Source organism: Pantoea sp. X-Soil-ISGK-275, from assembly GCF_059730795.1.
Genome location: NZ_AP035977.1, coordinates 129,632 through 154,439, shown reverse-complemented (window position 1 = coordinate 154,439; position 24,808 = coordinate 129,632). Strand labels below are relative to the sequence as shown.

The 24,808-nt window shown below is 55.1% G+C and carries 24 protein-coding genes and 1 riboswitch; of the genes, 7 read left to right on the top strand and 17 right to left on the bottom strand.

From position 1 onward, the window contains the following. Positions 1 to 192: 192 nt before the first annotated feature. The 3 genes from malE to malG are packed head-to-tail and all read left to right on the top strand — an operon-like array spanning position 193 to position 3,864. The gene (malE, locus tag AC6I8A_RS20110) at positions 193 to 1,383 is read left to right on the top strand and encodes a maltose/maltodextrin ABC transporter substrate-binding protein MalE (RefSeq protein WP_497819025.1); all 1,191 of its coding nucleotides are present in this window, start codon (positions 193 to 195) and stop codon (positions 1,381 to 1,383) included. A 60-nt stretch (positions 1,384 to 1,443) separates the two neighbouring features. After that, entirely contained in the window at positions 1,444 to 2,964 is a 1,521-nt protein-coding gene (gene malF, locus AC6I8A_RS20105) for a maltose ABC transporter permease MalF (RefSeq protein ID WP_256698922.1), read from the top strand. A 9-nt stretch (positions 2,965 to 2,973) separates the two neighbouring features. Further along, entirely contained in the window at positions 2,974 to 3,864 is an 891-nt protein-coding gene (malG, locus tag AC6I8A_RS20100; protein WP_061719673.1) for a maltose ABC transporter permease MalG, read from the top strand. Positions 3,865 to 3,948: 84 nt separating this feature from the next. On the opposite strand, the gene AC6I8A_RS20095 is transcribed toward malG, so the two are convergent. From AC6I8A_RS20095 to AC6I8A_RS20070, 6 genes are all read right to left on the bottom strand, one after another. Further along, complete coding sequence (locus AC6I8A_RS20095) at positions 3,949 to 4,479, bottom strand: O-acetyl-ADP-ribose deacetylase (RefSeq protein WP_256698923.1); 531 nt, start codon at positions 4,477 to 4,479, stop codon at positions 3,949 to 3,951. Positions 4,480 to 4,519: 40 nt separating this feature from the next. Beyond that, positions 4,520 to 4,999, bottom strand: coding sequence for an Hcp family type VI secretion system effector (locus tag AC6I8A_RS20090; RefSeq protein ID WP_256698924.1), 480 nt, complete (start codon positions 4,997 to 4,999; stop codon positions 4,520 to 4,522). Positions 5,000 to 5,196: 197 nt separating this feature from the next. Further along, on the bottom strand, positions 5,197 to 5,895 hold the full coding sequence (locus tag AC6I8A_RS20085) for a hypothetical protein (RefSeq protein ID WP_497819024.1): 699 nt from the start codon (positions 5,893 to 5,895) through the stop codon (positions 5,197 to 5,199). 276 nt (positions 5,896 to 6,171) lie between these two features. After that, entirely contained in the window at positions 6,172 to 6,939 is a 768-nt protein-coding gene (locus AC6I8A_RS20080) for a 3-oxoacyl-ACP reductase (protein WP_497819023.1), read from the bottom strand. 99 nt (positions 6,940 to 7,038) lie between these two features. Further along, on the bottom strand, positions 7,039 to 8,487 hold the full coding sequence (locus AC6I8A_RS20075) for an acyl-CoA reductase (RefSeq protein ID WP_497819022.1): 1,449 nt from the start codon (positions 8,485 to 8,487) through the stop codon (positions 7,039 to 7,041). After that, positions 8,484 to 9,566 carry a LuxE/PaaK family acyltransferase gene (locus AC6I8A_RS20070; RefSeq protein WP_497819021.1) on the bottom strand — a complete coding sequence of 361 codons (1,083 nt, stop codon included), beginning with the start codon at positions 9,564 to 9,566 and terminating at the stop codon, positions 8,484 to 8,486. Before AC6I8A_RS20070 ends, AC6I8A_RS20075 begins: the two co-directional genes overlap by 4 nt. Positions 9,567 to 9,665: 99 nt before the next feature. Continuing rightward, a riboswitch (TPP riboswitch) is annotated at positions 9,666 to 9,793 on the bottom strand. A 112-nt stretch (positions 9,794 to 9,905) separates the two neighbouring features. Between AC6I8A_RS20070 and AC6I8A_RS20065 the strand changes: the two genes are divergently transcribed. Continuing rightward, positions 9,906 to 10,172, top strand: coding sequence for a DksA/TraR family C4-type zinc finger protein (locus AC6I8A_RS20065; RefSeq protein ID WP_061720421.1), 267 nt, complete (start codon positions 9,906 to 9,908; stop codon positions 10,170 to 10,172). A gap of 196 nt (positions 10,173 to 10,368) precedes the next feature. On the opposite strand, the gene ddpX is transcribed toward AC6I8A_RS20065, so the two are convergent. The 8 genes from ddpX to AC6I8A_RS20025 are packed head-to-tail and all read right to left on the bottom strand — an operon-like array spanning position 10,369 to position 19,608. Beyond that, complete coding sequence (gene ddpX / locus AC6I8A_RS20060) at positions 10,369 to 10,929, bottom strand: D-alanyl-D-alanine dipeptidase (protein WP_497819020.1); 561 nt, start codon at positions 10,927 to 10,929, stop codon at positions 10,369 to 10,371. A gap of 15 nt (positions 10,930 to 10,944) precedes the next feature. Then, positions 10,945 to 12,057: a M24 family metallopeptidase gene (locus AC6I8A_RS20055; protein WP_265303437.1), complete on the bottom strand. Its 1,113-nt coding sequence runs from the start codon at positions 12,055 to 12,057 to the stop codon at positions 10,945 to 10,947. Then, positions 12,057 to 13,283: a M20 family metallopeptidase gene (locus tag AC6I8A_RS20050; RefSeq protein WP_497819019.1), complete on the bottom strand. Its 1,227-nt coding sequence runs from the start codon at positions 13,281 to 13,283 to the stop codon at positions 12,057 to 12,059. Before AC6I8A_RS20050 ends, AC6I8A_RS20055 begins: the two co-directional genes overlap by 1 nt. Before the next feature lie 10 nt (positions 13,284 to 13,293). Next, complete coding sequence (locus AC6I8A_RS20045; RefSeq protein WP_497819018.1) at positions 13,294 to 14,931, bottom strand: dipeptide ABC transporter ATP-binding protein; 1,638 nt, start codon at positions 14,929 to 14,931, stop codon at positions 13,294 to 13,296. Next, positions 14,931 to 15,758 carry an ABC transporter permease gene (locus AC6I8A_RS20040; protein ID WP_008110632.1) on the bottom strand — a complete coding sequence of 276 codons (828 nt, stop codon included), beginning with the start codon at positions 15,756 to 15,758 and terminating at the stop codon, positions 14,931 to 14,933. The genes AC6I8A_RS20045 and AC6I8A_RS20040 overlap by 1 nt, the downstream gene beginning before the upstream one ends. After that, a complete protein-coding gene (locus tag AC6I8A_RS20035; protein WP_007885920.1) occupies positions 15,751 to 16,698 on the bottom strand; it encodes an ABC transporter permease in 948 nt (315 codons plus the stop codon). Before AC6I8A_RS20035 ends, AC6I8A_RS20040 begins: the two co-directional genes overlap by 8 nt. Positions 16,699 to 16,707: 9 nt before the next feature. After that, positions 16,708 to 18,306, bottom strand: a complete 1,599-nt coding sequence (locus AC6I8A_RS20030) for an ABC transporter substrate-binding protein (protein ID WP_497819017.1) — start codon at positions 18,304 to 18,306, stop codon at positions 16,708 to 16,710. 21 nt (positions 18,307 to 18,327) lie between these two features. Continuing rightward, positions 18,328 to 19,608, bottom strand: coding sequence for a M20 family metallopeptidase (locus AC6I8A_RS20025; RefSeq protein ID WP_497819016.1), 1,281 nt, complete (start codon positions 19,606 to 19,608; stop codon positions 18,328 to 18,330). A gap of 79 nt (positions 19,609 to 19,687) precedes the next feature. On the opposite strand from AC6I8A_RS20025, the gene AC6I8A_RS20020 reads away from it, so the two are divergent. The 3 genes from AC6I8A_RS20020 to AC6I8A_RS20010 all read left to right on the top strand — a co-directional run bounded on the left by AC6I8A_RS20020 (position 19,688) and on the right by AC6I8A_RS20010 (position 21,079). Next, positions 19,688 to 20,458, top strand: a complete 771-nt coding sequence (locus AC6I8A_RS20020; protein WP_265303443.1) for a GntR family transcriptional regulator — start codon at positions 19,688 to 19,690, stop codon at positions 20,456 to 20,458. 129 nt (positions 20,459 to 20,587) lie between these two features. Further along, complete coding sequence (locus AC6I8A_RS20015) at positions 20,588 to 20,821, top strand: YgdI/YgdR family lipoprotein (protein ID WP_155727019.1); 234 nt, start codon at positions 20,588 to 20,590, stop codon at positions 20,819 to 20,821. Between the two features lie 27 nt (positions 20,822 to 20,848). Beyond that, positions 20,849 to 21,079, top strand: a complete 231-nt coding sequence (locus AC6I8A_RS20010; RefSeq protein ID WP_179452518.1) for a YgdI/YgdR family lipoprotein — start codon at positions 20,849 to 20,851, stop codon at positions 21,077 to 21,079. 75 nt (positions 21,080 to 21,154) lie between these two features. Here AC6I8A_RS20010 and AC6I8A_RS20005 read toward each other — a convergent pair whose 3' ends face one another. From AC6I8A_RS20005 to AC6I8A_RS19995, 3 genes are read right to left on the bottom strand one after another with little or no spacing between them, the layout of a single operon-like run. Further along, positions 21,155 to 22,003: a sugar phosphate isomerase/epimerase family protein gene (locus AC6I8A_RS20005; RefSeq protein WP_497819015.1), complete on the bottom strand. Its 849-nt coding sequence runs from the start codon at positions 22,001 to 22,003 to the stop codon at positions 21,155 to 21,157. Positions 22,004 to 22,048: 45 nt separating this feature from the next. Beyond that, on the bottom strand, positions 22,049 to 23,047 hold the full coding sequence (locus tag AC6I8A_RS20000) for a 4-hydroxythreonine-4-phosphate dehydrogenase PdxA (protein ID WP_497819014.1): 999 nt from the start codon (positions 23,045 to 23,047) through the stop codon (positions 22,049 to 22,051). Between the two features lie 10 nt (positions 23,048 to 23,057). After that, positions 23,058 to 24,353: an MFS transporter gene (locus AC6I8A_RS19995; protein ID WP_265303446.1), complete on the bottom strand. Its 1,296-nt coding sequence runs from the start codon at positions 24,351 to 24,353 to the stop codon at positions 23,058 to 23,060. Between the last annotated feature and the right edge of the window lie 455 nt (positions 24,354 to 24,808).

Here is a 24,808-nt window from a genome sequence, read left to right as displayed (position 1 = left end):
ACCATTTTTGTGAGCTATGACGCAGAGCAGAGCGATGATTGTGTGCGCCAGTCCGTGATAACCGGGTGGTTTTGCAACACAGATCACATCAGGCGTTAGGCAGGCGTAGAAGCAGGGAGGATGAGAAGCGGCGGCAGATACTCACAATGTGGCAGGTAAAACGATTTCCGTTTCCGCTAACAGGATGGAGTTATGACAATGAAAACCGGTGCACGCATTCTTGCCCTTTCCGCCCTCACGGCCGTGCTGTTTTCAGCTTCTGCCGTTGCAAAGATTGAAGAGGGAAAGCTGGTCATCTGGATCAACGGCGACAAGGGCTACAACGGCCTGGCTGAGGTGGGTAAAAAGTTTGAGCAGGAAACCGGCATCAAAGTGACGGTTGAGCATCCGGACAAAATGGAAGAGAAGTATCCGCAGGTTGCCGCTACCGGCGACGGCCCGGACATCATCTTCTGGGCACACGATCGCTTCGGCGGTTATGCGCAGTCAGGCTTGTTAGCGGAGATCACGCCGGATGCGCGCTTCCAGGAGAAAATCTTCCCGTTCACCTGGGACGCGGTGCGCTTCAACGGCAAGCTGATCGGTTATCCGATTTCGGTGGAATCCTTATCCCTCATCTACAACAAAGATCTGCTGCCTGAGCCGCCAAAAACCTGGGAAGAGATCGCCGCCATCGATAAGAAAATGCGCGCGCAGGGCAAGAGCGCCATGATGTTTAACCTGCAGGAGCCGTACTTCACCTGGCCGCTGCTGGCGGCGGGCGGCGCTTATGCCTTTAAGCTCAACGATGGTCGCTACGACGTGAAAGATACCGGCGTGGATAACGCTGGCGCCAAAGCGGGCATGAAATTCCTTGTCGATCAGGTGAAGGCCAAAACGCTGAATGCCGATACCGATTACTCCATCGCCGAAGCCGCCTTTAATAAAGGGCAAACCGCCATGACCATCAACGGGCCGTGGGCGTGGAGCAACATCGACAAGAGCAAAATCAACTACCGCGTCACGCTGCTGCCAACGCTGAACGGCAAAAATTCCAAAACCTTCGTTGGCGTGCTGAGTGCCGGGATCAATGCCGCCAGCCCGAACAAAGAGCTGGCCAAAGAGTTCCTGGAAAATTACCTGCTGACCGATGCTGGTCTTGATGCGGTCAACAAAGACAAACCGCTTGGCGCGGTGGCGCTGAAGTCGTTCCAGCAGACGCTGGAGAAGGATGAGCGTATCGCCGCCACCATGACCAACGCGCGCAACGGCGACATCATGCCGAACATCCCGCAGATGGCCGCCTTCTGGTACGCGATGCGCACCGCCACGCTGAATGCGCTGAGCGGACGTCAAAGCGTTGATGCGGCGCTGAAAGATGCGCAGGCACGACTCAACAAGTAATCCTCTCTACCAGAGCCGGCGCAATCCGGCTCGTTACTGGCTGTTAAGGAAAACCGCATCATGTCAGGAAAACCGAAAACAGCACGGTTCAGCGCCGTGCTGAAGGCTCTTTTTCTCGGTATCTGCTGTCTGCTGGTCGGCTATCTGCTCGTGCTGATGTATGCAAAAGGTGAATATCTGTTTGCGCTGGTGACACTGATTATCAGCGCCGTCGGCATCTGGATTTATGCCAATCGTCGCGCTTATGCCTGGCGTTATGTCTATCCCGGCCTCGCGGGGATGGCGCTGTTCGTGCTGTTTCCCCTCGCCTGCACCGTGGCGATTGCCTTTACCAACTACAGCAGCACCAATCAGCTGACGCTGGAACGCGCGCAACAGGTGTTGCTGAGCCGTCAATATCAGGATGGTTCGGCGCTGAACTTCTCATTGATTCCGGCGGGCGATCGCTGGCAGTTGGTGCTGACCGAAGCGGCCAACGGGCAAACCTTCGTTTCGCCTGCGTTTGCTTTTGGCGGAGCGCAAAAGCTGAAACTGACCAGCGCCCCGCCACCGCCGGGCGAACGCGCCACGTTGCGCATCGTCACTACTAATCGTCAGGCGCTGAACCAGATTCAGGCCGAACTGCCGGATGGCCGCCAGGTGGTGATGAGTTCGCTGCGCCAGTTCTCCGGCACGCGCCCGTTGTATGTGCTGCAAGCCAACGGCGATCTGAAAAATCAGCAAAGCGGCGCGCTGTATCAGGCTAATCGTGAGAGTGGTTTCTATCAGAACAGCAGCGGCGAAGCGCTGAGCCCGGGCTTCACGGTGAATACCGGCTGGAAGAATTTCATTCGCGTGTTTACCGATGAAGGGATTCAAAAGCCGTTTCTGGCGATCTTTGGCTGGACGCTGCTGTTTTCCTTCATAACGGTGATTCTCACCGTGGCGGTCGGCATGGTGCTGGCGTGTCTGGTGCAGTGGGACGCGCTGAAAGGCAAAGCGGTGTATCGCGTGATGCTGATTTTGCCTTACGCCGTGCCCGCCTTTATCTCGATACTGATCTTCAAAGGCTTGTTCAACCAGAGCTTCGGTGAAATCAACGTGATGCTGCAAGCGCTGTTTGGCTTCCAGCCCGCGTGGTTCAGCGATCCAACGCTGGCGCGCACCATGCTGATTATTGTGAATACCTGGCTCGGTTATCCCTACATGATGATTCTCTGCATGGGGCTGCTGAAAGCGATTCCGGACGATCTCTATGAAGCTTCGGCGATGGACGGTGCCGGGCCGCTGCAGAACTTCTTCCTGATTACCCTGCCGTTGCTGTTGAAGCCGCTGATGCCGCTGATGATCGCCAGTTTTGCCTTTAACTTCAATAACTTCGTGCTGGTACAGCTGCTGACCAACGGCGGACCGGATCGAATCGGCACCACCACGCCAGCCGGTTACACCGATTTGCTGGTCAATTACACCTGGCGCATTGCGTTTGAAGGTGGCGGCGGGCAGGACTTTGGTCTGGCGGCGGCGATTGCCACGCTGATCTTCCTGCTGGTGGGCGCGCTGGCGGTGATCAATCTTAAAGCCGTGCGGATGAAATTCGATTAAGGAGGCGTTATGGCTATGGTGCAACCCAAGTCGCAAAAGCTGCGTCTGTTAATGACGCATCTGCTGCTGCTGATATTTATTGCGGGAATCCTGTTTCCGCTGCTGATGGTTTTCGCCATCTCACTGCGCGCCGGTAACTTCGCCACCGGCTCGCTGATCCCGGAGCAGATTTCCTGGGAACACTGGCAGCTGGCGTTAGGTTTCAGCGTGGAGCACGCCGACGGCCGCGTGACGCCGCCGCCCTTCCCGGTGCTACTCTGGCTGTGGAACTCGGTGAAAATCGCCGCCATCAGCGCGATTGGTATTGTGGCGCTTTCCACCACCTGCGCGTATGCCTTTGCGCGCATGCGTTTTGCCGGGCGCGCCACGCTGTTAAAAGGCATGCTGATTTTCCAGATGTTCCCGGCCGTGCTGTCGCTGGTGGCGCTCTATGCGCTGTTTGATCGCCTGGGACAATATCTGCCGTTTATCGGCCTGAATACGCATGGCGGCGTGATCTTTGCCTATCTCGGCGGCATCGCCCTGCACGTCTGGACCATTAAAGGCTATTTCGAAACCATCGACGGTTCGCTGGAAGAAGCCGCCGCGCTGGATGGCGCTACGCCGTGGCAGGCGTTCCGGCTAGTGCTGTTGCCGCTTTCGGTGCCGATTCTGGCGGTGGTGTTTATTCTGGCGTTTATCGCCGCTGTCACCGAAGTGCCGGTCGCCTCACTGCTGCTGCGCGATGTGAATAGCTACACGCTGGCAGTCGGCATGCAGCAATATTTGAACCCGCAAAACTATCTGTGGGGCGACTTTGCGGCGGCGGCGGTGCTCTCTGCAATTCCGATTACGCTGGTGTTCCTGCTGGCACAACGCTGGCTGGTCAGCGGCCTGACGGCTGGCGGCGTAAAAGGCTAACCCGTTTGTTATCCTCCTTCCTCAATGTTCACTGCAGTTGAGGGTTTTGGCGGCCTTAGGGCCGCTTTTTTTATGGGGTGAGCGTTAATTAGCACGCTGTTCATCCATTATTTTTAAATACAGATCGTAATTTTCCTGATCAAAGCAGACTAAATTGACTTGCTCGATATTTGGGTTATCACGTAAACATTGGTTAATCACACCCAATGCGATTTCAGCCGCCAGCACTTTTGGAAATCTGTATATGCCGGTGCTGATATTGGGAAACGAAACGGTATGAATGCCATATTTTTCGACCAGTTTAAAACAGCTCAAGTAGGCATTTTTCAACAGCGTTTCTTCGTCATGTCTTCCGTCATGCCAATGTGGGCCAACGGTGTGAATGACGTATTTTGCTGGCAAATTACCCGCCGTGGTGATCACTGCATCTCCGACTTTACAGCCACCTTGTCGATTCCTGATTTTCTGACACTCAGCCAAAATTGCTGGCCCACCCGCACGATGGATGGCGCCATCAACTCCGCCGCCGCCCAGCAAGGATGTGTTGGCGGCGTTAACAATGGCATCAGCTGGAACTTTGGTTATATCTTCTTTGAGCAAGGCGATTTTGTTCATGTTACTTATAATCCTCAGCGTCAGCAGTCTTAGCCAGAAGTTAAGCAATCATCCTCTCATTCCATCCGTCCTTAAACACAATATTGCCGTCCACGTATTTCCATGTGATCGTTTCATATCGTAGCTCAATATTTTCCAGATGCGTGCTGGTCTGGCCGTTTGGCAACAGGGCCGGAGAGATGCTGGAGATTTTGACGTTTTCCAACAGAATATTGAAATACTCAACCTCAATGCCCGCTTCGTTAATTCGGTACATCTTGATGGTCGCTGATTTCAGCGTACGGGCCTGGCACAATGCACGAAACAGTACCGGTGTTGTTCTATCAAACTCCTTTTGAACGGATATCGGTGCATGAATCCTCGTGGCTGTCAGCCTTCCCGTGTGCGGATCCACCGGGATTGTGATGTTATGCATCACCGTGTTCAGTTCAATCGAACCGAGGCGGGTCGGCATCATGCACGAACCCACAATCGGAGAACCACTTTCATCTTCTAACCAGATATGTGCTGGAGTTGACATATTTAATCCTTTAAATTAACGAAACTTATAAATAAAAAATGTCAGAGCGCATAGATAAAATATCCCCACGCTCAACATTCCACTATCTGGGTAATAAATTACCTTTAACACTCCAAATATTAAAGTAGTAATAATCGGGCCATAGATACATAACAAAAACTTTCCTTCAGTTATTAACCACTGTTTTAAAAATCTCTTCATACCTTGCCCATTAATTTCATTAAAACTTCAGCGATCTCATAATCTGATAGCCATTCGTTTTTAAGTGCGCCTGCACGCATTAGTGAATTTTCAACAAGGAAATACATCATTTCAAGCTCACGAACATATAATGCATGATAATAATGCGGATGCATTAACTGCAGGCGCTTCGCGCTGTCTGCTGCATTCTGAACTACACCATATATTCCCAAGCCTCCAGCCGCAACCCCAACGACTCGTCCAATATTTCTTCCAATAGGTAATGTAATATTAAGTCCAGCTACAACTGCAAGAGTCGCACCCAGACTAAATGAAGATGAAGTGAGTGTACTTGCAGCGATATGAATGTTGGCCCGCATTAGATGCATTTTTATTACTTCAATCTGCCGGAAATTTCTGTTTTGCAATTGATAATCTAAGTATATTTTTAGCAACGAAAAAACAATATTTCGCTCTTTAACTAACTGCGCTACCCCCATCAGGAATCGATTATCTTCGATCGCCTGTTTTTTACAGACATCATAATATTCATCAGTAAAACACGATGCATAAAATGAAAGCCTGGTCGCGCCTTTATTGATCTTACTAACCTGATCGGAAACTGCATCAATAACGCCGGAAACGGCATTGTCGAGCTTTTCTGCCAGAATTCTTTGCGCCTGAAGCTGCTTTATGACCGCATCACTGTGGTACATATATATCCCTATAGTTAATTCCGTTAACCATAAAAACTATAGGATAATGATATTACTCCGTGAAGATAAATTTTAGCCAGATGTGATCCTTATTCATAAAATAAGGATGTGTAAATCCGTACATAAATGTGCGTTCTACTTGTTTCAGTAAAGAAAATACTGAGATGCGTTAGCGTTTGAAATATCTATTATTTAATCCGTAATTACGTACAGATATATGTCATTCGTCTTGAGCTTATTAATGCGAAATGGTCGCCATTAATGGCGACCCTACGGTTAATTCATTACTAATCCGCCATCGATGTATAAGGTTTGCCCGGTGACAAACTCGCTCCAGTCGGAGGCGAGGAACAGCACCGGGCCGGTGACATCTTCCGGGCGCGCAATGCGCCGCAGCGGCGTTTGCGCGGTGAGAAAATCGCGCACCTCTTCGCGAGTGGCCTGGCTGGCATCGGTGGGATACACCAAACCAGGCGCGACGCAGTTAACACGAATCCCCAGCGGGCCAAGCTCCGTCGCCAGCGTGCGGCTAAAGCCGGTCAGCGCCGCTTTCGCGGTGATGTAATCGTGATACGGCACTGAAGGACGCACCACCAGATCGCTGGTGAGATTCACGATGCTGCCGCGCACCCGCGCACGCATTAAAGGCAGCGCCGCCTGGCAGACGTTATACGCGGCTTTCACCGCGCCATCGAACTGCGACTGATAGCCCGACCATGGCGTTTCCCAAAAGCGTGAACGATTTTCGGTGTCGAAAACGTATGGTGCGAAAGCATTGTTGATCACCGCATCGAGGCGGCCGGTGGCGTTGACGATCTGCTCCATCATGGCGTTGACCTGTTGTTCAGAGGTGACATCTGCGGCAATCGCCAGCGCGTCGCCGCCCAATGCGCGGCACTCTGCAACCACGCCCGCTGCAGCAGCTTCATTGCGCAGATAGTTGACCACCACGAATGCACCTTCAGCGGCAAAGGCTTTAGCGATTGCTGCACCAATGCCGCGACTTGCGCCGGTTACCAGAACGGTTTGGTTGGAGAATTTCATTGTTAATCCTTTGGATCAAGGTACGTTTCAGCCAGGTGCGCATTAATGCGCACCCTACAAAACCGGTACGTCGTAGGGTCGCCATTCATGGCGACCGCGTCAGTCCGCATAAGGCGCAAACCCTTCTGCCGCCGCTTCTGCGCCCTGCTCGATCTCCGTGATGGTCACCAGATCGAGCAAACTAAAACGCCCGTCGTGATGCCAGCCCGCTTCCGGCGAGGTCATGTTGCCGAACGCGGCGATGCGGGTAACACCCACTTGCCCAAGAAGAGCGGAGATGCGGAACAACTCATTCGGCGCGGCCGCCACGCCTGCGGTTTGCAGAAAATGCCGCTGCTGCGCCACCAAATCGACCACTTCCTCCAGCGCATCCACGGACACCACTTTCAAGGTGCGGCCGAGCGCAGCAGGCGATAAAGGCTCTGCATGATCAACGCTCACCACCGCCCAATCGTCTGACGCCTCGCCGTAAAGCGTACGATCTCCGCCCAGCGCACGGATCTCCTCGCCATTACGCCACGCGGCAATGCTGTTCATCTCATCATTAGCCAGCGGACGGCGCGGATGTTTATGCGCCAGCGCAGCGAGTTCATGGGCGATATAGCTGGCGAACTCATCCGGCGACACCTTGCCGCCGCGCTCGACAAACAGCATTTGCGGCGAGTAGCAACCCGCCTGGTCGTAACGCATCACGTCATAGGCCACGCGGCGCGCCAACTCCGCGCCCTGCCGAGCATTCAACGCCGAACGCGCCACCAGCCCGAAACTAATTTTGTGGCCGTGTGGCAGAAAGCGCGTGGTAACTGGCAAACGCTGTTGGATCGCCGCCAGCGTTGGATTTCCGCCATAAGCCACCAGCACATCGGGTTGGCGCAGCCAGGTTGGCTCGGTTTGCGCATCGCCGCCTTTCCACCACACCACCGCGATGCACTCGCCGAGTTTTGGATCGATTTCCGCCAGCAACTGCGTGAACCAGCTTGCCATCAGCGGCTCATTGCCCGGCAGTTTGCCGATGGTGCCCGCCTTGACCAGCAGGCCGCAAATCAAACTCCACAGCGGCAAACCCGGCACGTTGCCCGCCCAGATATGCATCAACAATTGCGGGCCAAACGCGCGTGCAAAGCCGCCTTTGGGGCGTGGCTGGAAATCGTCGAGCATCTGCGGATCGGTGAAATCCTCCGCCAGAAAGCGCTTCAGCTGCGGCTGACGAAAGGTTTTCAGGTAGCCGGTGAGGCCAAGCCGCACCATGTCGGCATCGTAACCGGTGACGATGGGCAGCAGCTTTTCGGCTTTGATGCGCAGTGGATGATGGCGATCGAGCAGTCGCGCCACCGCTTTATCAATGATGGCGATAATCTGCGCGACGCTTAGCTGATGAAGATAAGCGCGGGCGTTGGTGCGGATGCGCGCTGCGAGCGCCTTTATCTGCGCGTCATCAAGCTGCGGAACGCAAACCTCAAGGCGCTCGCCACGATGATTGAAACTCAGCGTATGCCACTGCACTTCATCAGCGGAAAGGCCCGGCAGATGTCCGGCAACTTCCTTCACAACTGTGCCTGCGCGCTGGCGAGAAACGCTTCCATGGTCAGCGAACAGCCTTTGGCATCAGCGCCGGTTGCGCGTCCCAGCAGATGGAATCCGCCGGGCACCATCACGCCCGCATCTTCCGTTAACAACGCTGATACCGAGTTGAAATGCGCCAGATCGTGATGCAGCAGCACGCCAATCTCGCCGTCCGGCACATCATCACCGGTAAGCGGATTGACCACGCGTGTGCGGATCCAGTATGGCCCGGATTTTACCGGCGGGCAGCGTTCATTGCCCGCATCGTAAAACTGCGTGCTGATTTCCGTCATACCGTACATGTTGATGCAGTGTGAGCGCGGGATGCCGAAGGCGTGAGAGAGCGAAGCGTAGAAATCCTCTGCGCCAATCTCGCGTGACTGGCCTTTGAAACCGCCGGTATCGAGAATGCGACTGCCAGCAGGCAGCGCGAAGCCGCGTTGCTGGCGCTGCATTTCATCCAGCAGAGGCACGAAGCTGTAGCTGGCACCCAGCAGCGCATAAGGTTCGCCGCTGGCTTCGGCCTGTTCCAGCGCACTGAACAGGCGATCGATATCGAGGCCATGCTCGCCCACCATTCCTTCGCTGTCTGGCGTGCCGCACTCCTGCATCGCCAAATCGAGATAGGTCGCCAGCGAGGAGTTCGGCATCGCCACGGTATCCGGGAATAAAATGCCCATGCGCATGCGTTCACTGCCCGCCATAAAGCGACGGCGGAAGTTGAGCAGCATCGATTTCTTCCACACGTCCAGCGTCGGATGGTAGCTGCGTCCTTTTACCGTGCCGGTGGTGCCGCTGGTCATGAAGATCTCGGCAATCTGGTCGATGGGACGGCAGCTGAGCGTCAGATCTTTGAAGGCGTTAATTGGGATAGCGGGAATGTTGCGCCAGTTTTTCACCGTCAGCGGCGTGCGTCCGCGCTGGATGGCGAAGCGGCGATAAGGTGGGTTGTGTTCGAATTGATAAGCGAAGATTTGGAGGGCCAGCTGGTTGAAATCGTCGTCTGAGGTCTCTTCACGCTGCAGGAATGTCAGCAGAGCCTGGATGATGTGTGTTTCGTTCATGTGTCGCCACCTTTGCGATTGCGCAGAGACTCTCAGGCAACGCCTGAAGAGCGCGAACTGTCCGCTACAAAGCACAAAGAGGGAATCAGGGCGCAATATCGCCCTGCGGTTCCGCATCCCTACGCCGGTATTAGCCGGATCAGGTTCGGAGGGTCACTACGTTGCCAGCGCATACACGCCAGCCGGTAGAATCTCAGCCCCTTAACAGATCACCCCTTGGAACAAGCCGCAGTCTAGGATGGCGCGCGATGATGTGTCAATCTTGTTAAATTCTGGCCTGTCCGGCATTCATTACGCCATGTCTTATACTTTGGGCATCAGTATTTGTGGAGGTGAAGTATGGCTGGCGGTTGGTCAGAAGACGGTGCAGTGCACAAACAAATTGATGCCACGGTTGATGACGCGGTGGCCCGCGCGCGCGAGAATCTCGGTCACGGTGAAAGCGCCGAGTTTTGCGACGAGTGCGGCGAACCGATCCCGGAAGCGCGTCGCGCGGCATTAGCTGGCGTGCGTTACTGCGTGAATTGTCAGAGTAAGATCGATAAAAAACAGGCGGCGATCGGCGGTTATAACCGCCGCGGAAGTAAGGATAGTCAGCTGAGGTAGTTTTTTATTGATGATGCAGTAACACCACCAAAAACGCGCCAATCCTTTGTAGGGTCGCCATTTATGGTGACCGAAATTCGCATATATGTCTGGTTATGCTTGAATCGGTCGCCATGAATGGCGACCCTACGTTGCTTTGGCGTTATTACAGCTGAATATTAATCAGGGTTTTGTACCATCGGCCAAATGAAATAATTTAACGCGCAAAGCAGCCAAATCGCTCATCAAGTAACGGATAATTTTTCGCGTCAGGAAGTTCGAAGTGCCACCATTCCGTTGGCATGGCGACAAAGCCGCCGCCAAACATAATCGCGTTCAGCAGCAGGCGATTACGTTGCGCTTCGGCGGGGACATTCGGATGATACGGATGTGATTCTGCTTCCATCGCATCAAAGGCGGTGCCCATATCCAGCGGCTGGCCTTGTGCATCAAGTAACGTCAGGTCAATTGCGACGCCGCGACTGTGATTCGAACTCTGCGCGGGCGGCACCACATAATCTTTATCCGGACAGGCATCCCACAAGTGCCACTGCGCTTGCTGCGGCCGATAGGCATCGAATACCAACAAACTGAATCCCGCCAGCCGGGCGATCTCAATGCTTTTTGCCAGTGCGTCGGCGGCTGCCGGATGCAGCAGCGCTTTGGCCTCCTGGTAAATGGCATAGCCCGCGATGTTATCCGCCGTGGCATATTTCAGATCGAAACGTAAAGCGGGAAAGGTTACGGCTAAATCAATCAGTTCAACGTCCTGCGTCATAATACATCCTGCTCATTACTGGTCCGGCAATGATAATAACTGACGCGGTAAATTTGTCAGCCGCTCTGCACCAGCGGGCGTAACGCGCACCGTTTCGCTGAACGCCAAACCTTGGGCCGAAATATACATGTGGAACACCATATTCTCTTCCAGCAGCCACTGCGCGTTAGGGTAGAAACTGCAGGAAAAATCACTGGGTCGTGGCGTGCGTGTATAAAGCCCCAGCGCATAACCGGTGATATTGGGATAATCCGCGCGCAATCCTCTACTCAAAACCGCATCGCGCACGATGGCATCCACGTCGTGCGCCGTCATGCCCGGTTTCATGGCGGTAAATTGCTGATCCTGAATCGCGATCAGCTGTGCTGCCACTTCGGCACGCTGCGCCGAAATCTCCCCGACGATATAAGGCCGCATCAGGCGCGCGCTGTAATGTTTCACTTTTGGTATCAGCTCGACATGCAGCACATCGCCTTTTTCCAGCCGCTGCTCGTGGCCACTAGCATGCAGAAAACCATTATCACCGCTGGCGATCACTATCGGTCCGGTTTCGCCGGTATCCGCGCCAAGCTGTAAAAACTCTCCGGCGGCCAGCGCGGCGACATCGCGCACGCGCCAGCCGCCCTCCACTTCCGCGCCAATCGCCATCATTGTGGCATCGGCGATGGCAGCAGCCTGACGCAACGCGGCGATTTCCGCCGGGAATTTGACGCTACGCAGCCGGTCGCTCAAGCCGGTTAAATCATGCCACGTCACGTCTGGTAGATAGCGCGAAAGCTGCTGCCAGCTGTGTACCGTCATGCCGTAAGAGTAAAAGTCCGCGCCGATGCGCGCCTGTTGATATCCGCGACGGATTAGGCTTTGCGCCACCGTGTGCCAGGCATCCTGATCATCGCGATAGCTTTCCACGTCCAGCGTCGGCGATTGCGTGCGGCATGGCGCCTCATCCAGTTGGCGCAGCACCATCCAGGGTTCGCCGTTGAGCGGCACCAGACAGGCGCGATACAAGGTTTCGGAGACGGTAAAGCCGGTGAGCCACGCCAGCAGCTCACCGTGATCCACCAGCATGATATCGACCGTGTTCTGCTGCATGGCGGCGCGCAGACGCATCAGCGCTTCGGCGTGCATTACGCGGCCTCAACCGGCTGGCAAATCTCCAGAATGGCCAGCAAATAGATGCGCACCATATCGAGGAATTCACTGATTTCAACCCGTTCATCCGGCATGGTGTTGTATTTGCCGCCCGGCCCACAGACGATCCCTTCCATGCCCGCATGCTGATAGAGATGCGCCGCGTCAGTGCCAAAGAATGCCGGAGGCGTGATCACGCCGGTCGGCTGCTCGGTTCCGCGCACGGTTTTCCAGCCGCGATTCACCGCTTTAACGATGGCCGATTCCGGTGACACTTCGAACGGCAACATGGTGGGTTTATCGCGAATGCCATCATCATAAAGCTCGGCTTTCAGGCCCGGGTAGCGCTGGCACAAGGTGTTCAGCAATGCCTGCAGATCGGCGAGCACACCTTCCACCGTTTGCCCCGGCGCAAAGCGTGCCGAGCCTTTTAAGCGCACAAAATCAGCCACCTGCGGCGGTCGCCACTCTTCCAAATCGCGGCCCAACGCGCCATGCACGGTACCGATATGTCCACGGTTAATCTTCAAATGCTCAGCAGTTTTCGCACCGCTAAAGGTCATACCGTTAATCTGCGGAATCAGTTCGACGGCGGCGCTAATCGCATCCACCGCTTCTTCACGCTTGGACAAATGACGCGTATCGCCGGTGAGCTCAATGGTAAACATCAGCGAACCGGCGTGCATGGTGAGCGCTTGCAGATCGGTGGGTTCCGCATTGATGAAGTAGTCGGCGCGCACACCTTGCTCAATCGCCGCCAGCGTACCAATGCCGCCCTGCAACTCGCCCACCACATAAGTCAGAATCACATCGCCTTTCAGCTTCACACCGGCATCAATCAGGGTTTTCAAGGCGCAAAAGTAGGCGGCATCACCCGCTTTCATGTTCGACACGCCGATACCGTAGATGAACTGCTCGTCAATTTTTCCTTCCCAGGGATCGACGGTCCAGCCTTCGGTGACCGGATTGGTATCCAGATGTCCGTTAAACAGCAGGCTTTTGCCGCCGCCGCTGCCTGCTAGTCGTCCAATTGCGTTCAGTCGATCGCCAGGCACGTTTTGCAGTTCGGTTTCCAGGCCCAGCTGCGCCATCTGCGCGGCCATGTATTTCGCCAGTTCACGCTCACCATCGGTGGCGCTGTAGCTTTTGTGCTGCACCATTTTTGCCAGGAAAGAGAGGCAAAAGTCGCGATCGATATGATGAATTAACTGTTCAGGATTCATGTTTTTCTCGTCATGCAACGGACTTGGATAAGTCGGGAATATGCACCGCATCAAGCAGTGCACGGGTATAAGGATGCTGCGCCAACGCCGTCATGTTGTCGCCGGACAGCACTTCCACCACGTCACCGCGATACATCACGGCGACACGATGGGCGATCTGGCGAATCAGGTTGAGATCGTGGGTAATAAACAGATACGCGGTGCCGTAGCGGCGACGCAGTTCCAGCAGCAGCTCGATGATGGTGGCCTGCACCGAGACGTCGAGCGCGGCGGTGATCTCGTCGCAAATCACCAGATCCGGCGGATTAGCAAAGGCGCGGGCAATCGCGACGCGCTGCTTCTGGCCGCCCGACAGCGCATGCGGATAACGCTGTGCAAACTCTGGCGGCAAACGCACTTCCTGCAACAGGCGCGCCACCGCCTGCGCTTCGGTTTCGCCCGGCGGCAAACCGTACAAGCGCAGCGGTCGCGCGATGATCTCGCCGATGGTCATACGCGGATTCAGCGAGGCATCGGGATGCTGGAAAATCATCTGCACGCGGCGGCGATACTCTTTATCCATCTGCGCGCGGCCATGCAGCGTGTAGCCACAAAAATCGAGCTCGCCGCTGAACGGCACCAATCCAGTGATAGCTTTACCCAGCGACGATTTACCGGAACCCGATTCGCCGACCACACCGAGAATTTCGCCCTGATGCACAGTGAGCGAAACCGCATTGGCGGCGCGCGTGGTATTGGCTTCGCGCTTCAGCAGGCGGTCGAGCAAACCTTGTTTGCCATAGTCGATGGTCAACTGCTTCAAACCGAGTAACGGTTGATTGCCCGGCGCGTCCTGCACCAGCCGATGTTGCGGATTAGGCACCGCCTCAATCAGCTTGCGCGTGTAGGCATTTTGCGGCGCGTTAAACATGCTACGCGTGTCGGCCTGTTCGACAATGCGCCCTTGTTCCAGCACACAGACGCGATTGGCGACTTTGGCGACTAACGCCAGATCGTGCGAGATATACAACGACGCGACGCCGGTCTCTTCGCGCAATCGCTCATACAAATCGAGGATTTGCGCCGAGCTGATCACATCCAGCGCGGTGGTCGGCTCATCAAAAATCATGCAGTCGGGCTGGCAGGCAAAGGCGGTGGCGATCAGAATGCGCTGCTTTTCGCCCCCCGAAACCTGATGCGGATAGCGGCGCATCATGCGTGCCGGATTTTTGAGTTCAACGTCGTGCAGCAGCGATTCGCCCAGCTCCTGCGCTTCACGCGCCAATAACCCGCGATGGCGGCGGAGCACTTCGGTGACCTGCTCACCCAACGTCAGCGTAGGATTGAGGGAGGCGCTGGGATCCTGAAAAATCATGCCCAGTTTGGCCCCACGCAGCGCCGTCAGTTTGGCCGCGGGCAAAGTCAGCAGGCTGTCGCCGTTCAGGCGGATATCGCCTTGCAGCTCACGCGCGTTACCCGCCAGCCAGCGCATAATCGCCCAGCCGAGCGTGGTTTTGCCGGAACCCGATTCGCCCACCAGCCCGAGTACTTCGCCGGGCATCACCTGCAGGTTGATGTCGCGCAGCACCGGCAGCGCATGTCCTTTGGCTAACGCGTAATCAAGGCTGTAATTTTCCACCGACAGCACCGGTGCAAGCTTGTCACTCATCAGTGGCTCCTTGGGTTGAGCACATCACGCAGCCCGTCACCCAGTAAATTAAAACCAATGGCGACCAGCGCGATGGCGAGGCCCGGAATCATCATCATCCACGGCGCATTGAAGAAGTAGGCGCGCGCTTCTGAGACCATCAATCCCCATTCCGGCTCTGGCGGCTGTGCGCCTAAACCCAGGAAACTCAGGGTGGCAAACAGCATGATGGCGAAGGCAACGCGAATGGTGGCTTCAACGATGATCGGCGCCAGAATATTCGGCAGCATTTCACGCAGGATGATGTAGTGCCCGGCTTCGCCGCGCGCGATGGCAGCATTGATGTAATCCTGCTGGCGGGCGGCCAATGCCACGCTGCGCGAGATACGCACCATGCCCGGCACAAAGGCGATAGTGATCGCCAGCACCGCGTTCATGCTGCTCTGCCCGAGCGTGCTGACAATCAGCAATGCAAACAGCAGGCTGGGAATCGCCATCACCGCATCCATGGTGCGCATCATGAACTCATCAAATTTGCCGCCCAGATAGGCGCTGGCAGTGCCGAGCACCGAACCGATCACCATCGCCAGCGCGGTAGCCAGCAGCGACAGTAAAATGGTTGAGCGCGCACCCACCATCACGCGGCTGAAAATGTCGCGGCCCATCTGATCGGTACCAAACCAGTGTTCCGCACTGGGCGGCTTATAGCGCGTCAGGATGGAAATCGATTCAGGATCAAAAGGCGCAACGTGCGCACCGCCCACCACCATCAGCAGCGCCAGCAAGATGATCAGCACGCCAGCGGCGCCCTGCGGTGAACGCAGCAAACGTTTCAAAATATCAGGCATAGGAGATCCGCTTATCGAGAGTGACGTAGGCCAAATCAGCCAGGAAGTTCACCACTGAATAGGTCGCGGCGAGGATCATCACGCCAGCCTGAATAGTGGGCAGATCGCGCGCCTGCACGGCGACAATCAGTTCGCGGCCAATGCCGGGAATGGCGAAAATCTCCTCCACCACCACAATGCCGCCCAGCAGATAACCAACATCCAGCGCCACAATGGTGATGGTCGGCAACAAGCCGTTTCGCAGCGCATGTCGCCAGAGAATGCGACGACGCGATAAACCTTTCAGCCACGCGGCGCGGATGTAATCGGTATGCAGCACATCGACCATTTCTGAGCGCACCATGCGCGAGACGTGCGCCACCAGAATCAGCGCCACGGTGACCGACGGCAGAATCAGGTGCTGAATGCCGCTGACGAAGTTCTCACTGAGCGGCACATAGCCGGTGGCGGGCAAAATCTGCCAGACATCGGCAAACAGCAGCAAGACCAGCGTGGCGGTGACGAATTCCGGGAACGAGATGCCGATATAGGAGATAACGCTCACCAGCACATCGGCGGTTTTGCCGCGACGCACTGCCGCCCAGATGCCAAGGGGAATGGCGATAATCAGCATCAGGATCAGGGCGCACACCGCCAATAGCAGCGAGCGCGATAACGCCGTTAGCAGCGTCGGTGCCACTTCGAGGCCATTGCGCATCGATACGCCAAAGTTGCCTTGCAGTGCCTGCGTCAGCCAATGCCAGTATTGCAACCACGCTGGGGCATCCAGCCCCAGACGTTCACGCACCGCCGCCAATGCTTCCGGCGTGGCGTTTTGTCCCAGCAAGGTGACAGCCGCATCGGCCGGTAACAGTTGAGTGATGCCAAAGACCAGCAGCGACACCACTAACAAGGTGTAAACCATCAGCAGAAGGCGTTTGAGCAGATAACTTGCTGTCACGTTCGCTCCTTACACTGCGCGCTTCGGCGCTTTGTCGGTCAACCAGATATGGTCAAGACGGAACACCGCACCGCGCGGATGCAGATGATATCCGCCGACATAATCGCGGCTGGCAGCGAGCAGATCGAAGAAGGTTGGGATCACCGACGGCACTTCGTCGTGCATCAGCTGCTGCGCTTTGCCATACAGCGTGGCGCGCTGGGCTTCGTCGCGGGTTTCACGCGCTGCACCGACCGCTTTATCAAACTCCGCGTTGTTCCAGCGCGTTTCATTCCAGGATGCGGTTGAGGTGTAGAGCAGAGAAAACACTGCGTCTGGCGTCGGCTGCATGTTGTAGAAGCCGACGTAGAAATTGCCCTTCTTCCACACCTGATCGAGATAGGTGCTGTGCGCCATGGTCTGCACGTTGATGCGGAAACCGCCCTGTTTCGCCATTTCGCGCAGCGCGATGCCCAGCTGCGTGCGGGTGGCCGGTTTGTCGGAGGCAACCAGCGTTAAATCCAGACCGTTGGGATAACCGGCATCCGCCAGCAGCGCCTTGGCTTTGCTGTAATCCACCGCTTTTTTCACCAGGTTAGCGAAGAACGGATACGCGCCGTTGATCGGCGTGTCATTGCCCGGTGAACCCAGGCCATCCGCCACGAAATCCACTGACGCCTGACGATCAACACACAGCGCCAGCGCCTGACGCACTCGCACATCGTTGAAAGGTTTTTGATCGCAGCCCATGTTCACATTAAGGAACTGGCCGGAGGCCACGCGCAGCGGCAGCACGCCGGAAGATTTGGACAGGCGCGCGAACTCGCTCGACTGCGCGCTCAGCATCAGATCGGTGTCACCGGCGATCAGCGCGGAACTCTCCGCGATGCCATCGGGATAAACCACCACTTCCACGCCATCCAGATAGGGGCGCGCCGGATCGTAGTAATGCGGATTGCGCTTCACCACAATTTTGCGTTCTGGATCATAGGACACCAGTTGGAAAGGACCGGCGCCGAACGAGGCTTTACTCAACTTGTCAAACTGGCCTTGCGCGATGCTGGCCGGGATAATTTTTGCGTCCGGATAAGCCAGCATCACCGGCAAATCGGCGTAAGGCGCATCGGTTTCAATCAATACCGTATTGGTGTCTGGCGCGCTGACGGCTTTAATCGGCCCAATGTTATGCAGCGCCGGTGAGGCATTTTTTGGATCGAGCAGCGCCTGCAGGCTGGCGACCACATCCGCTGAGGTTAACGCGGAACCGTCGCTGAACTTCAGGTTCGGGCGCAGGGTAAATGTCCACTGCTTGAGATCGGCGCTGGCCTGCCAGGATTGCGCCAAATCGGCTTCGGCTTTCATCTCCTGCGTCAGACGCGTTAAGCCGCTGTACAGCAGTTCCGCCACCAGATATTCCGGGTTGACGCGAACCTGATGCGGATTGAGCACGCTGACGGCCTGGTCAACGCTGATGCGCAGCACGCCGCCTTTACGCGCGGTGCCGCCCGGCGTAGCACTCGTCACCTGCGCGGCATGGGCCGAGAACGACCAGGGCAGCATCGCTGCGCCCGTCAGAGCGGTAGAACTGGCGATAAACTGTCTGCGGTTTAACCCTTTCATTGCGCACATCTTCTCTTCCTCGTTAAATAGTTAATTACCCTGGGTTGGCTGAAAATCATCGGCGAGATACGCCAGAATGGACTGCGAAAGTGCGATCAAATCTGCCAGCGTGGTGTACTCATCGGCGGCATGAATGCGATTGTCGGGACGGGCGAGGCCGCCGAGTAAAATCTCCTGAATCCCGGCTTGCTGGACCCAGCCCATATCAGAACTGGTGGACGATCCCCAGGGTTTGAACTCGCTGGGTTGGAAACCAAATCCTTGACTCAGCGCCGCCTGCCAGCGCGGCCAATGCGGGCCGTCAGGATTTGCGACCGGCGCCAGATGACCAATCATTTGCAGCGTGACGTCGAGCGCGCGGCTATCGCGCATCGCGTTTTCCACGCAGTGCGTCAGCTCTTGCCACACCGCGTCAAAGCGCTCCTCCGGCGCGTAACGGCGATTAATCAGCAGCTCAAAACGTTCCGGGATGGTCGAGCCTTTGCTGCCGCCCTGTGCGGCAGCCAGCGTTAACAGTGACGTCAGCGGTTTGCCCTGATAATGCGGCGGAGAAGGCATCGCCGAGGTGCGTTGTTCCACCTCGAGCTTCAGCTGGTAAAGCGCGTTCATCAGCGGCAGCGCCGCTTCGATAGCATTGATGCCGTTAACCGGATCGCCGGAGTGCGCCGAACGTCCGGTGATAATTACCTTGAGATCGATGCTGCCAAAGCAGCCGGCCCAGATGCGCGGCACTGCGCCGCCGTTAAAGCTGAGCAGATGGCCGGAGAAAAGCTGCTGTTCCGCCAGATAACGGATGCCGGGATACAAGCCGCCCTCTTCATCGCTACACAGTAGAAACACCGGGTTAAATCGCAGCGGAATCGCCGCCGCCTGCGCCGCGCGTACCGCCGCCATCGCCGCAACAATGGTGCCTTTCATGTCTGCCGCGCCGCGCCCAAACAGCTTGCCTTCCGCTGCAGTCAGCGTCAGCGCCGGAAAACGCCAGCCATCACCGGCGGGCACGGTATCGGTATGGAAATAGAGATTGCAGTTTTCAGCCGCACCGGCATCAAGGGATGCCAGCAGATTGACGCGTTCACCGTACGCGCTGCCGTCCGGTGCCTGCCACAAATGTTCCGGCACCGAGACGCGCGCAAAGCTAAAATCCAGCGGCTGCAACAGATGCGTCATCACGTCAGCAAAAGCGCCATAACCGTTGCCCGGCGGGAAGCAGGTATTGACCTCAAGCATCTGTTTGAGGTCATCGGTCATTTGCGCGCCGTCGTTAGCAATCATCGCTAATGCACTGTTAAAGCGTGAATTTTGCATCATAGGATTATCGTCTGTTGTATTTCTATATAGTTTATAGATAATGCAATTCAACCACGGCGGTCAATCGGTAATCGGAAACATGCAAAAAAACTATGACGCGAACGATGCTCAACCTTTCGCCAGGCTCAGCGAAGGTGAAGGTGCGCCGCTGTATGAAGTAGTCAAGCGCCATATCAGCGAATCGATCCTGCAAGGCGAACTGCCCGCAGGCACGATTTTGCCGAGTGAAAATAGCCTGGCGGCGAAGTTTGGTGTGTCGGTTGGCACGGTGCGAAAAGCGCTGGCGGCGCTGACCACGGAAGGCATGCTGATGCGCCGTCGTAAAACCGGCACCGTGGTGACCGGCTGGGCACCGCTGCACAACCTCAGCCATTTTTTCCAGTATTTCCGGCTGCACGATAAAACCGGCGGATTGCTGCAATCCGATACCCGTTTACTCGATTATCAGCTCAGTCATGCCAGCGCCGACGAGGCGGAGAAACTGCAAATTGCTCAGGGTGATAAGGTGATCCGCCTGAAGCGTGTGCGTCGTGTGAAGGGGATTGCCGCAATGCATGAAACGCTGGTGTTGCCGTCGGCGCGGTTGGTCGATTTTCCTCCCGCCGATCAGTTGCCGCCGCTGCTCTATCGCTATCTGTTTGAACGCTACGATTTGCGCGTCGCTGCGGTGCGCGAGCAAATCACCGCCACGCTGGCGAATGAAGAGGATGCCGCACTGCTGGAGCTGAGTTTGCCGCACGCCGTGATGGTGATTGATGAAGTGTCGTTTGATCAGAGCGCCCTTCCGGTGATTCTGGCGCACCACCGTTTTAGCACCGAAAACTTTATGTACGTGAATGAGATTCGCTGATCGCGCGGCATGAACCGCCGTTTGAGTCAGGTTAAACAGCGCAGATGCGCCGGGTTTCTGGAAGTTTCGGGAAAATGTTCTACGCTTTGAAGGTAGTTAAACGTATTCCACTGAAAGGAACTCATCATGATGAATAAAACAGTACTGGCAACGGCATTTCTTGGCACTTTTATGGCAATGACATTAACCGCTTGCTCTTCTAATCAGGCGATTAAAACCACCGACGGACGCACTATCGTGACGTCGGGTAAGCCGCAAATCGACAGCGACACAGGCCTTGTTTCTTACAAGGATGCGCAAAGCGGTAAAACTGAGCAGATCAATCGCGACAAGATTACCAACATGAGCGAACTGGATAATTAATATCCTTTAACTAGCCTGGAGAGACTAATGAAAAAATCAATTTTGCTTTCTGTTACTGCGCTTATTGCCCTGTCTGCTCTGACCGGCTGTACACGGACCTCGTACGCCATCCACACCAATGATGGACGTACCATCGTGACCGATGGCAAACCACAGGATGCCGAAACCGGCCTGCTGGGTTACGTCGATGCCAATGGTGTTAAGCAGCAAATCAATAAAAGTGACGTAAAAGAGATCTCTGAAGTTCCTAAGAAATAACTTTTCTGCCTGAAGCCGCCCGCTATAGTGGATTTTCGCCATAGCGGGCGTTTGTAATGACCTGATGCACTTGCTTCAACCGAAGTCGCTCTGCAACCCATCGATATACTTTTTACTCTCCCTAAGCACTTCAACAATTCGTTCCAGTCCCACTGGCGTATCACTGCGTACCGGCGTGCTGTCAGCCAGTCGATGCATACGCAGTGGAATTTCCAGCGTACAAGGAATATCTTGCGCAGCCAGTGACTTGATGAGCGGCTGATAATCTAAGATGCCCTGTCCAATGGGCGGAAAGTGAAACTCTGCGCCCTGTTTATACACATCTTTAATGTGGCAATGACGCATCTGCGGCAACAGTTGCATTATTTGTTGTATCGCATCCGCCTGAGGTCGCAACGACACCATATTGCCGGCATCGCCATTAAACGCTACAGCTGCACTGCCCACCTCTCGCAGCAACTCTTCGCCCTCGGCTGCCAGCGCAAACGCATCATAATTATGGTCGCCGCCATTCTCGATCAGTAAACAACAACCAGCATGCTCAAGATGCGGCGCGATCTGACGTAAATTACTCACCAGCGCCGCATAATCCTCACGCTTTGCCGTGCAGGTGTTGAGTAGCTTGACGCCTATCGCCTGAGCAAAACCGATGCGTGTTTGCAGATACGCAACCGCTTCGGGTCGCGCCAGATTAAAGGTGCAACCGAGCGCCAATGTTTTCAACTGATGCTTGTCCAGCAGTGTCCGAATGCGTTGCGCATTGGCCGGGCTAAACAGGCTGTCATCCAGGTCACCGACATAACCTTGGTTATAAGCGACCTCAACGTACTCATAGCCTAACCGGCTAATGATTCCGAAGGCGACATCCATGTCGTGCCCATCGAAAATCGAGGTGTTAACACCGAGTTTAAGCGAATTTGGCATAGCGAAGATTCTCCTGATAATCGGATATCGAACGATAACTGGGAATCAAATCGCGCTGGCTGCCATACGCACCAGCAAGCGGAAAGCGTTCTCAAACGCCGATGGCGTTGCAAGATTTTGCCCATATAAGTTGTATGCGGTGCCGTGATTGGCGGTCGCAATCGGAATCGGCAGCCCGCCCTGTACGGTAATACCGCGTTCGAAGCCAAGCATTTTTAACGCGGTGGCGAACTGATCGTGGTACATCGAAACCACAGCATCCAGATGCTGTGTCTCTACGGCTTTGTAGGTGGTATCGGCTGGATAAGGGCCATAGACATCAATACCTTGATCTTTGGCTTTTGCCATCGCCGGTTTAATGATGGTTTGTTCCTCATCACCAAACAGACCATTCTCACCACCATGTGGATTGAGTGCCTGCACGGCAATTTTCGGCTGCGCAATGCCCGCCTGACGCAGTGTGCGATCCATCAGCGCAATGGTATCGACTACGCCTTCAACGCTGAGGTTCTTCACGATATCGCGGAAGGGAATATGCGAAGTGGCGCGTCCAGCCCAGAGGTCATCCACCACATTCACCTCACAGCAGAAACTATCCCACTTCAGCAGTTCGGCGAACCAGTGCAATTCATCGCGATGCTGCAGCCCTCCCATATGCATCGCTTGCTTATTCAGCGGCGCAAAACAGACTCCTTGCGTAATGCCCTGCTGGGTCAATTCGACCGCACGCGCCAGCGTTTCCAGGATATACACGCCGCTCTGCTCGCTTGCATTGCCATAATCAAAAGGCGTGCGTGAAGACCAGTCATGATTGAGCAGCAACGGTTTACCTGACGTGAACCTGATATTTGCGGTATCAGCGATTTCGTCATAGTCGAAACGCTGACCGGCAATAGTCATGCCTTTTTCCAGCTCCTGGCGGTCGGCAATGATAATCACGTTAGCCAACTCACGTAGCGCCGGCTGCGACAATACTTTGGCCACAAGCTCTGGACCAATACCTGCTGGATCGCCCAGCACCAGTGCAACAGAAGGTTTTTTCATCAGTATTTCCTCAGTGATAAGCATTATTTGCGGGCTGTACTTCACCGCGAGAAGGGGAATCTTCAGACAACGGAATGTCCGGGCGCATAAAGAAGGTAAGCACGATGCCCACCATCAGCAGCACAACCGAGCCATAAAATGGCAAGCTCCAGTTGCCGGTTCTATCAATGATGATGCCAAACAGAATCGGCGAAATGATGCCCGCCACCGCTGAGCCGGCATTAACCAGGCCACTGGCGACGCCAACGAACTTAGGCGTGATCTCCATTGGCACTGCCCAGATAGGCCCAATGGTCAGTTCCAGGCAGAAGAAGGCCAGACCGAGACAGGCGGTAATGACCGTCATGTTGGTGGAGCTGATCACCGGAATAAGCAGCAAACCGGCGCTCAGAAAGCTAAAGATAATGACGTTACGTCGCGCCGCCACTACATTGCCGGTACGTTTTAGGATTTTGTCACTCACTATGCCGCCGACGGTATTCCCCACCACACCCGAGAGAAACACTGCTGAGGTGAAGAGTGCGGACGATTTCAGGTCCATGCCGCGACCGTTCATAAAGAAAGTCGGAAGCCAGGTGAAGAACAGCCAGCCGGTCCAGCCGTAGCAAAAATAGACGCCCATGGTTGGTCCAATACGTTTGAGCAGCGCTTTCCATGGCGTGGGGGCTTTCACTTTGTCCGTCATGTAGGCGTCAAGTTTTGGCAAAATCTTGCGTTCTTCTTCACTCATATCGGCAATGTGATGCGGGTTATCGCGGAAGCCTGCAATCCAGAAACCGAGCCATACGGCGGTGATAACGCCCAATGCGATAAATGAGAAGCGCCAGGAGTGCATCAGTACTAACAGCGCCACCAGCGATGGCGTAACAGCATTACCAAAGCGTGAAAATGAGTGGGTGATACCTTGTACAAAGCCACGCTTCTCGCTGGAGAACCAGAATGTCATGGCGCGTGCTTGTGACGGCAATGCCGCCCCTTCGCCTACGCCAAGCAGCATGCGTGACAGGAACAGCGAAGCGAAACCACCGGCAAAACCGGTACAGATGGTCGCGACCACCCAGATACTGCCGCAGATGATAATGGTTTTGCGTGCGCCGAAGCGGTCAACAAACCAGCCACCGATAATCTGAAACACTAAGTAGGTGTAAGCGAAGGCAGAAAAAATCAGGCCCAGATCGGTGTTATTGAGGCCAAGATCCTGCTTTATCAGCCCCGCCGCAGTTGAAAGGTTTACGCGATCGACATACATCAGAAATGACAGGGCGCAGAAAAGCGCCAGTACTTTCGTACTGTATCGTTTTTTCATGGATGAACCTTTTGGGTTTAGGTCAGAGGTTGTAGGCTGCACCTTGCTCAAATGAACGCTTGTTGTTCATTTGTTATATTTTATCGCTTATTTTTCGCCTGCTCATTGTGAGCACCATCACAATAAGCCTGCTAAGTAGTTTTCAGCGTTCAAGGTGTGATCGTCATCTCAGCATTGCCCGCTGACGATGAACATATGCACAATCAACCACTAAGCCATAAACAAAAGCTCATGGGATAAGCGTTATGATCTGTTCCTGATGCGTACATATGCGCAGTGAATAATGCGGAGTGAAGGTGTTTTATTGGTCGACATAAATGGCGACCCTACCGTTGTTTGGCGAGGTTTTTGTAGGGTGCGCATTCAGGCGCACCTGGATAAATAGACAAATTAATGTGCCGCTACAGCGCGTGTCGCATTTCGTCTCAACGCTTTTTAAGCGATGTAAATAAGAT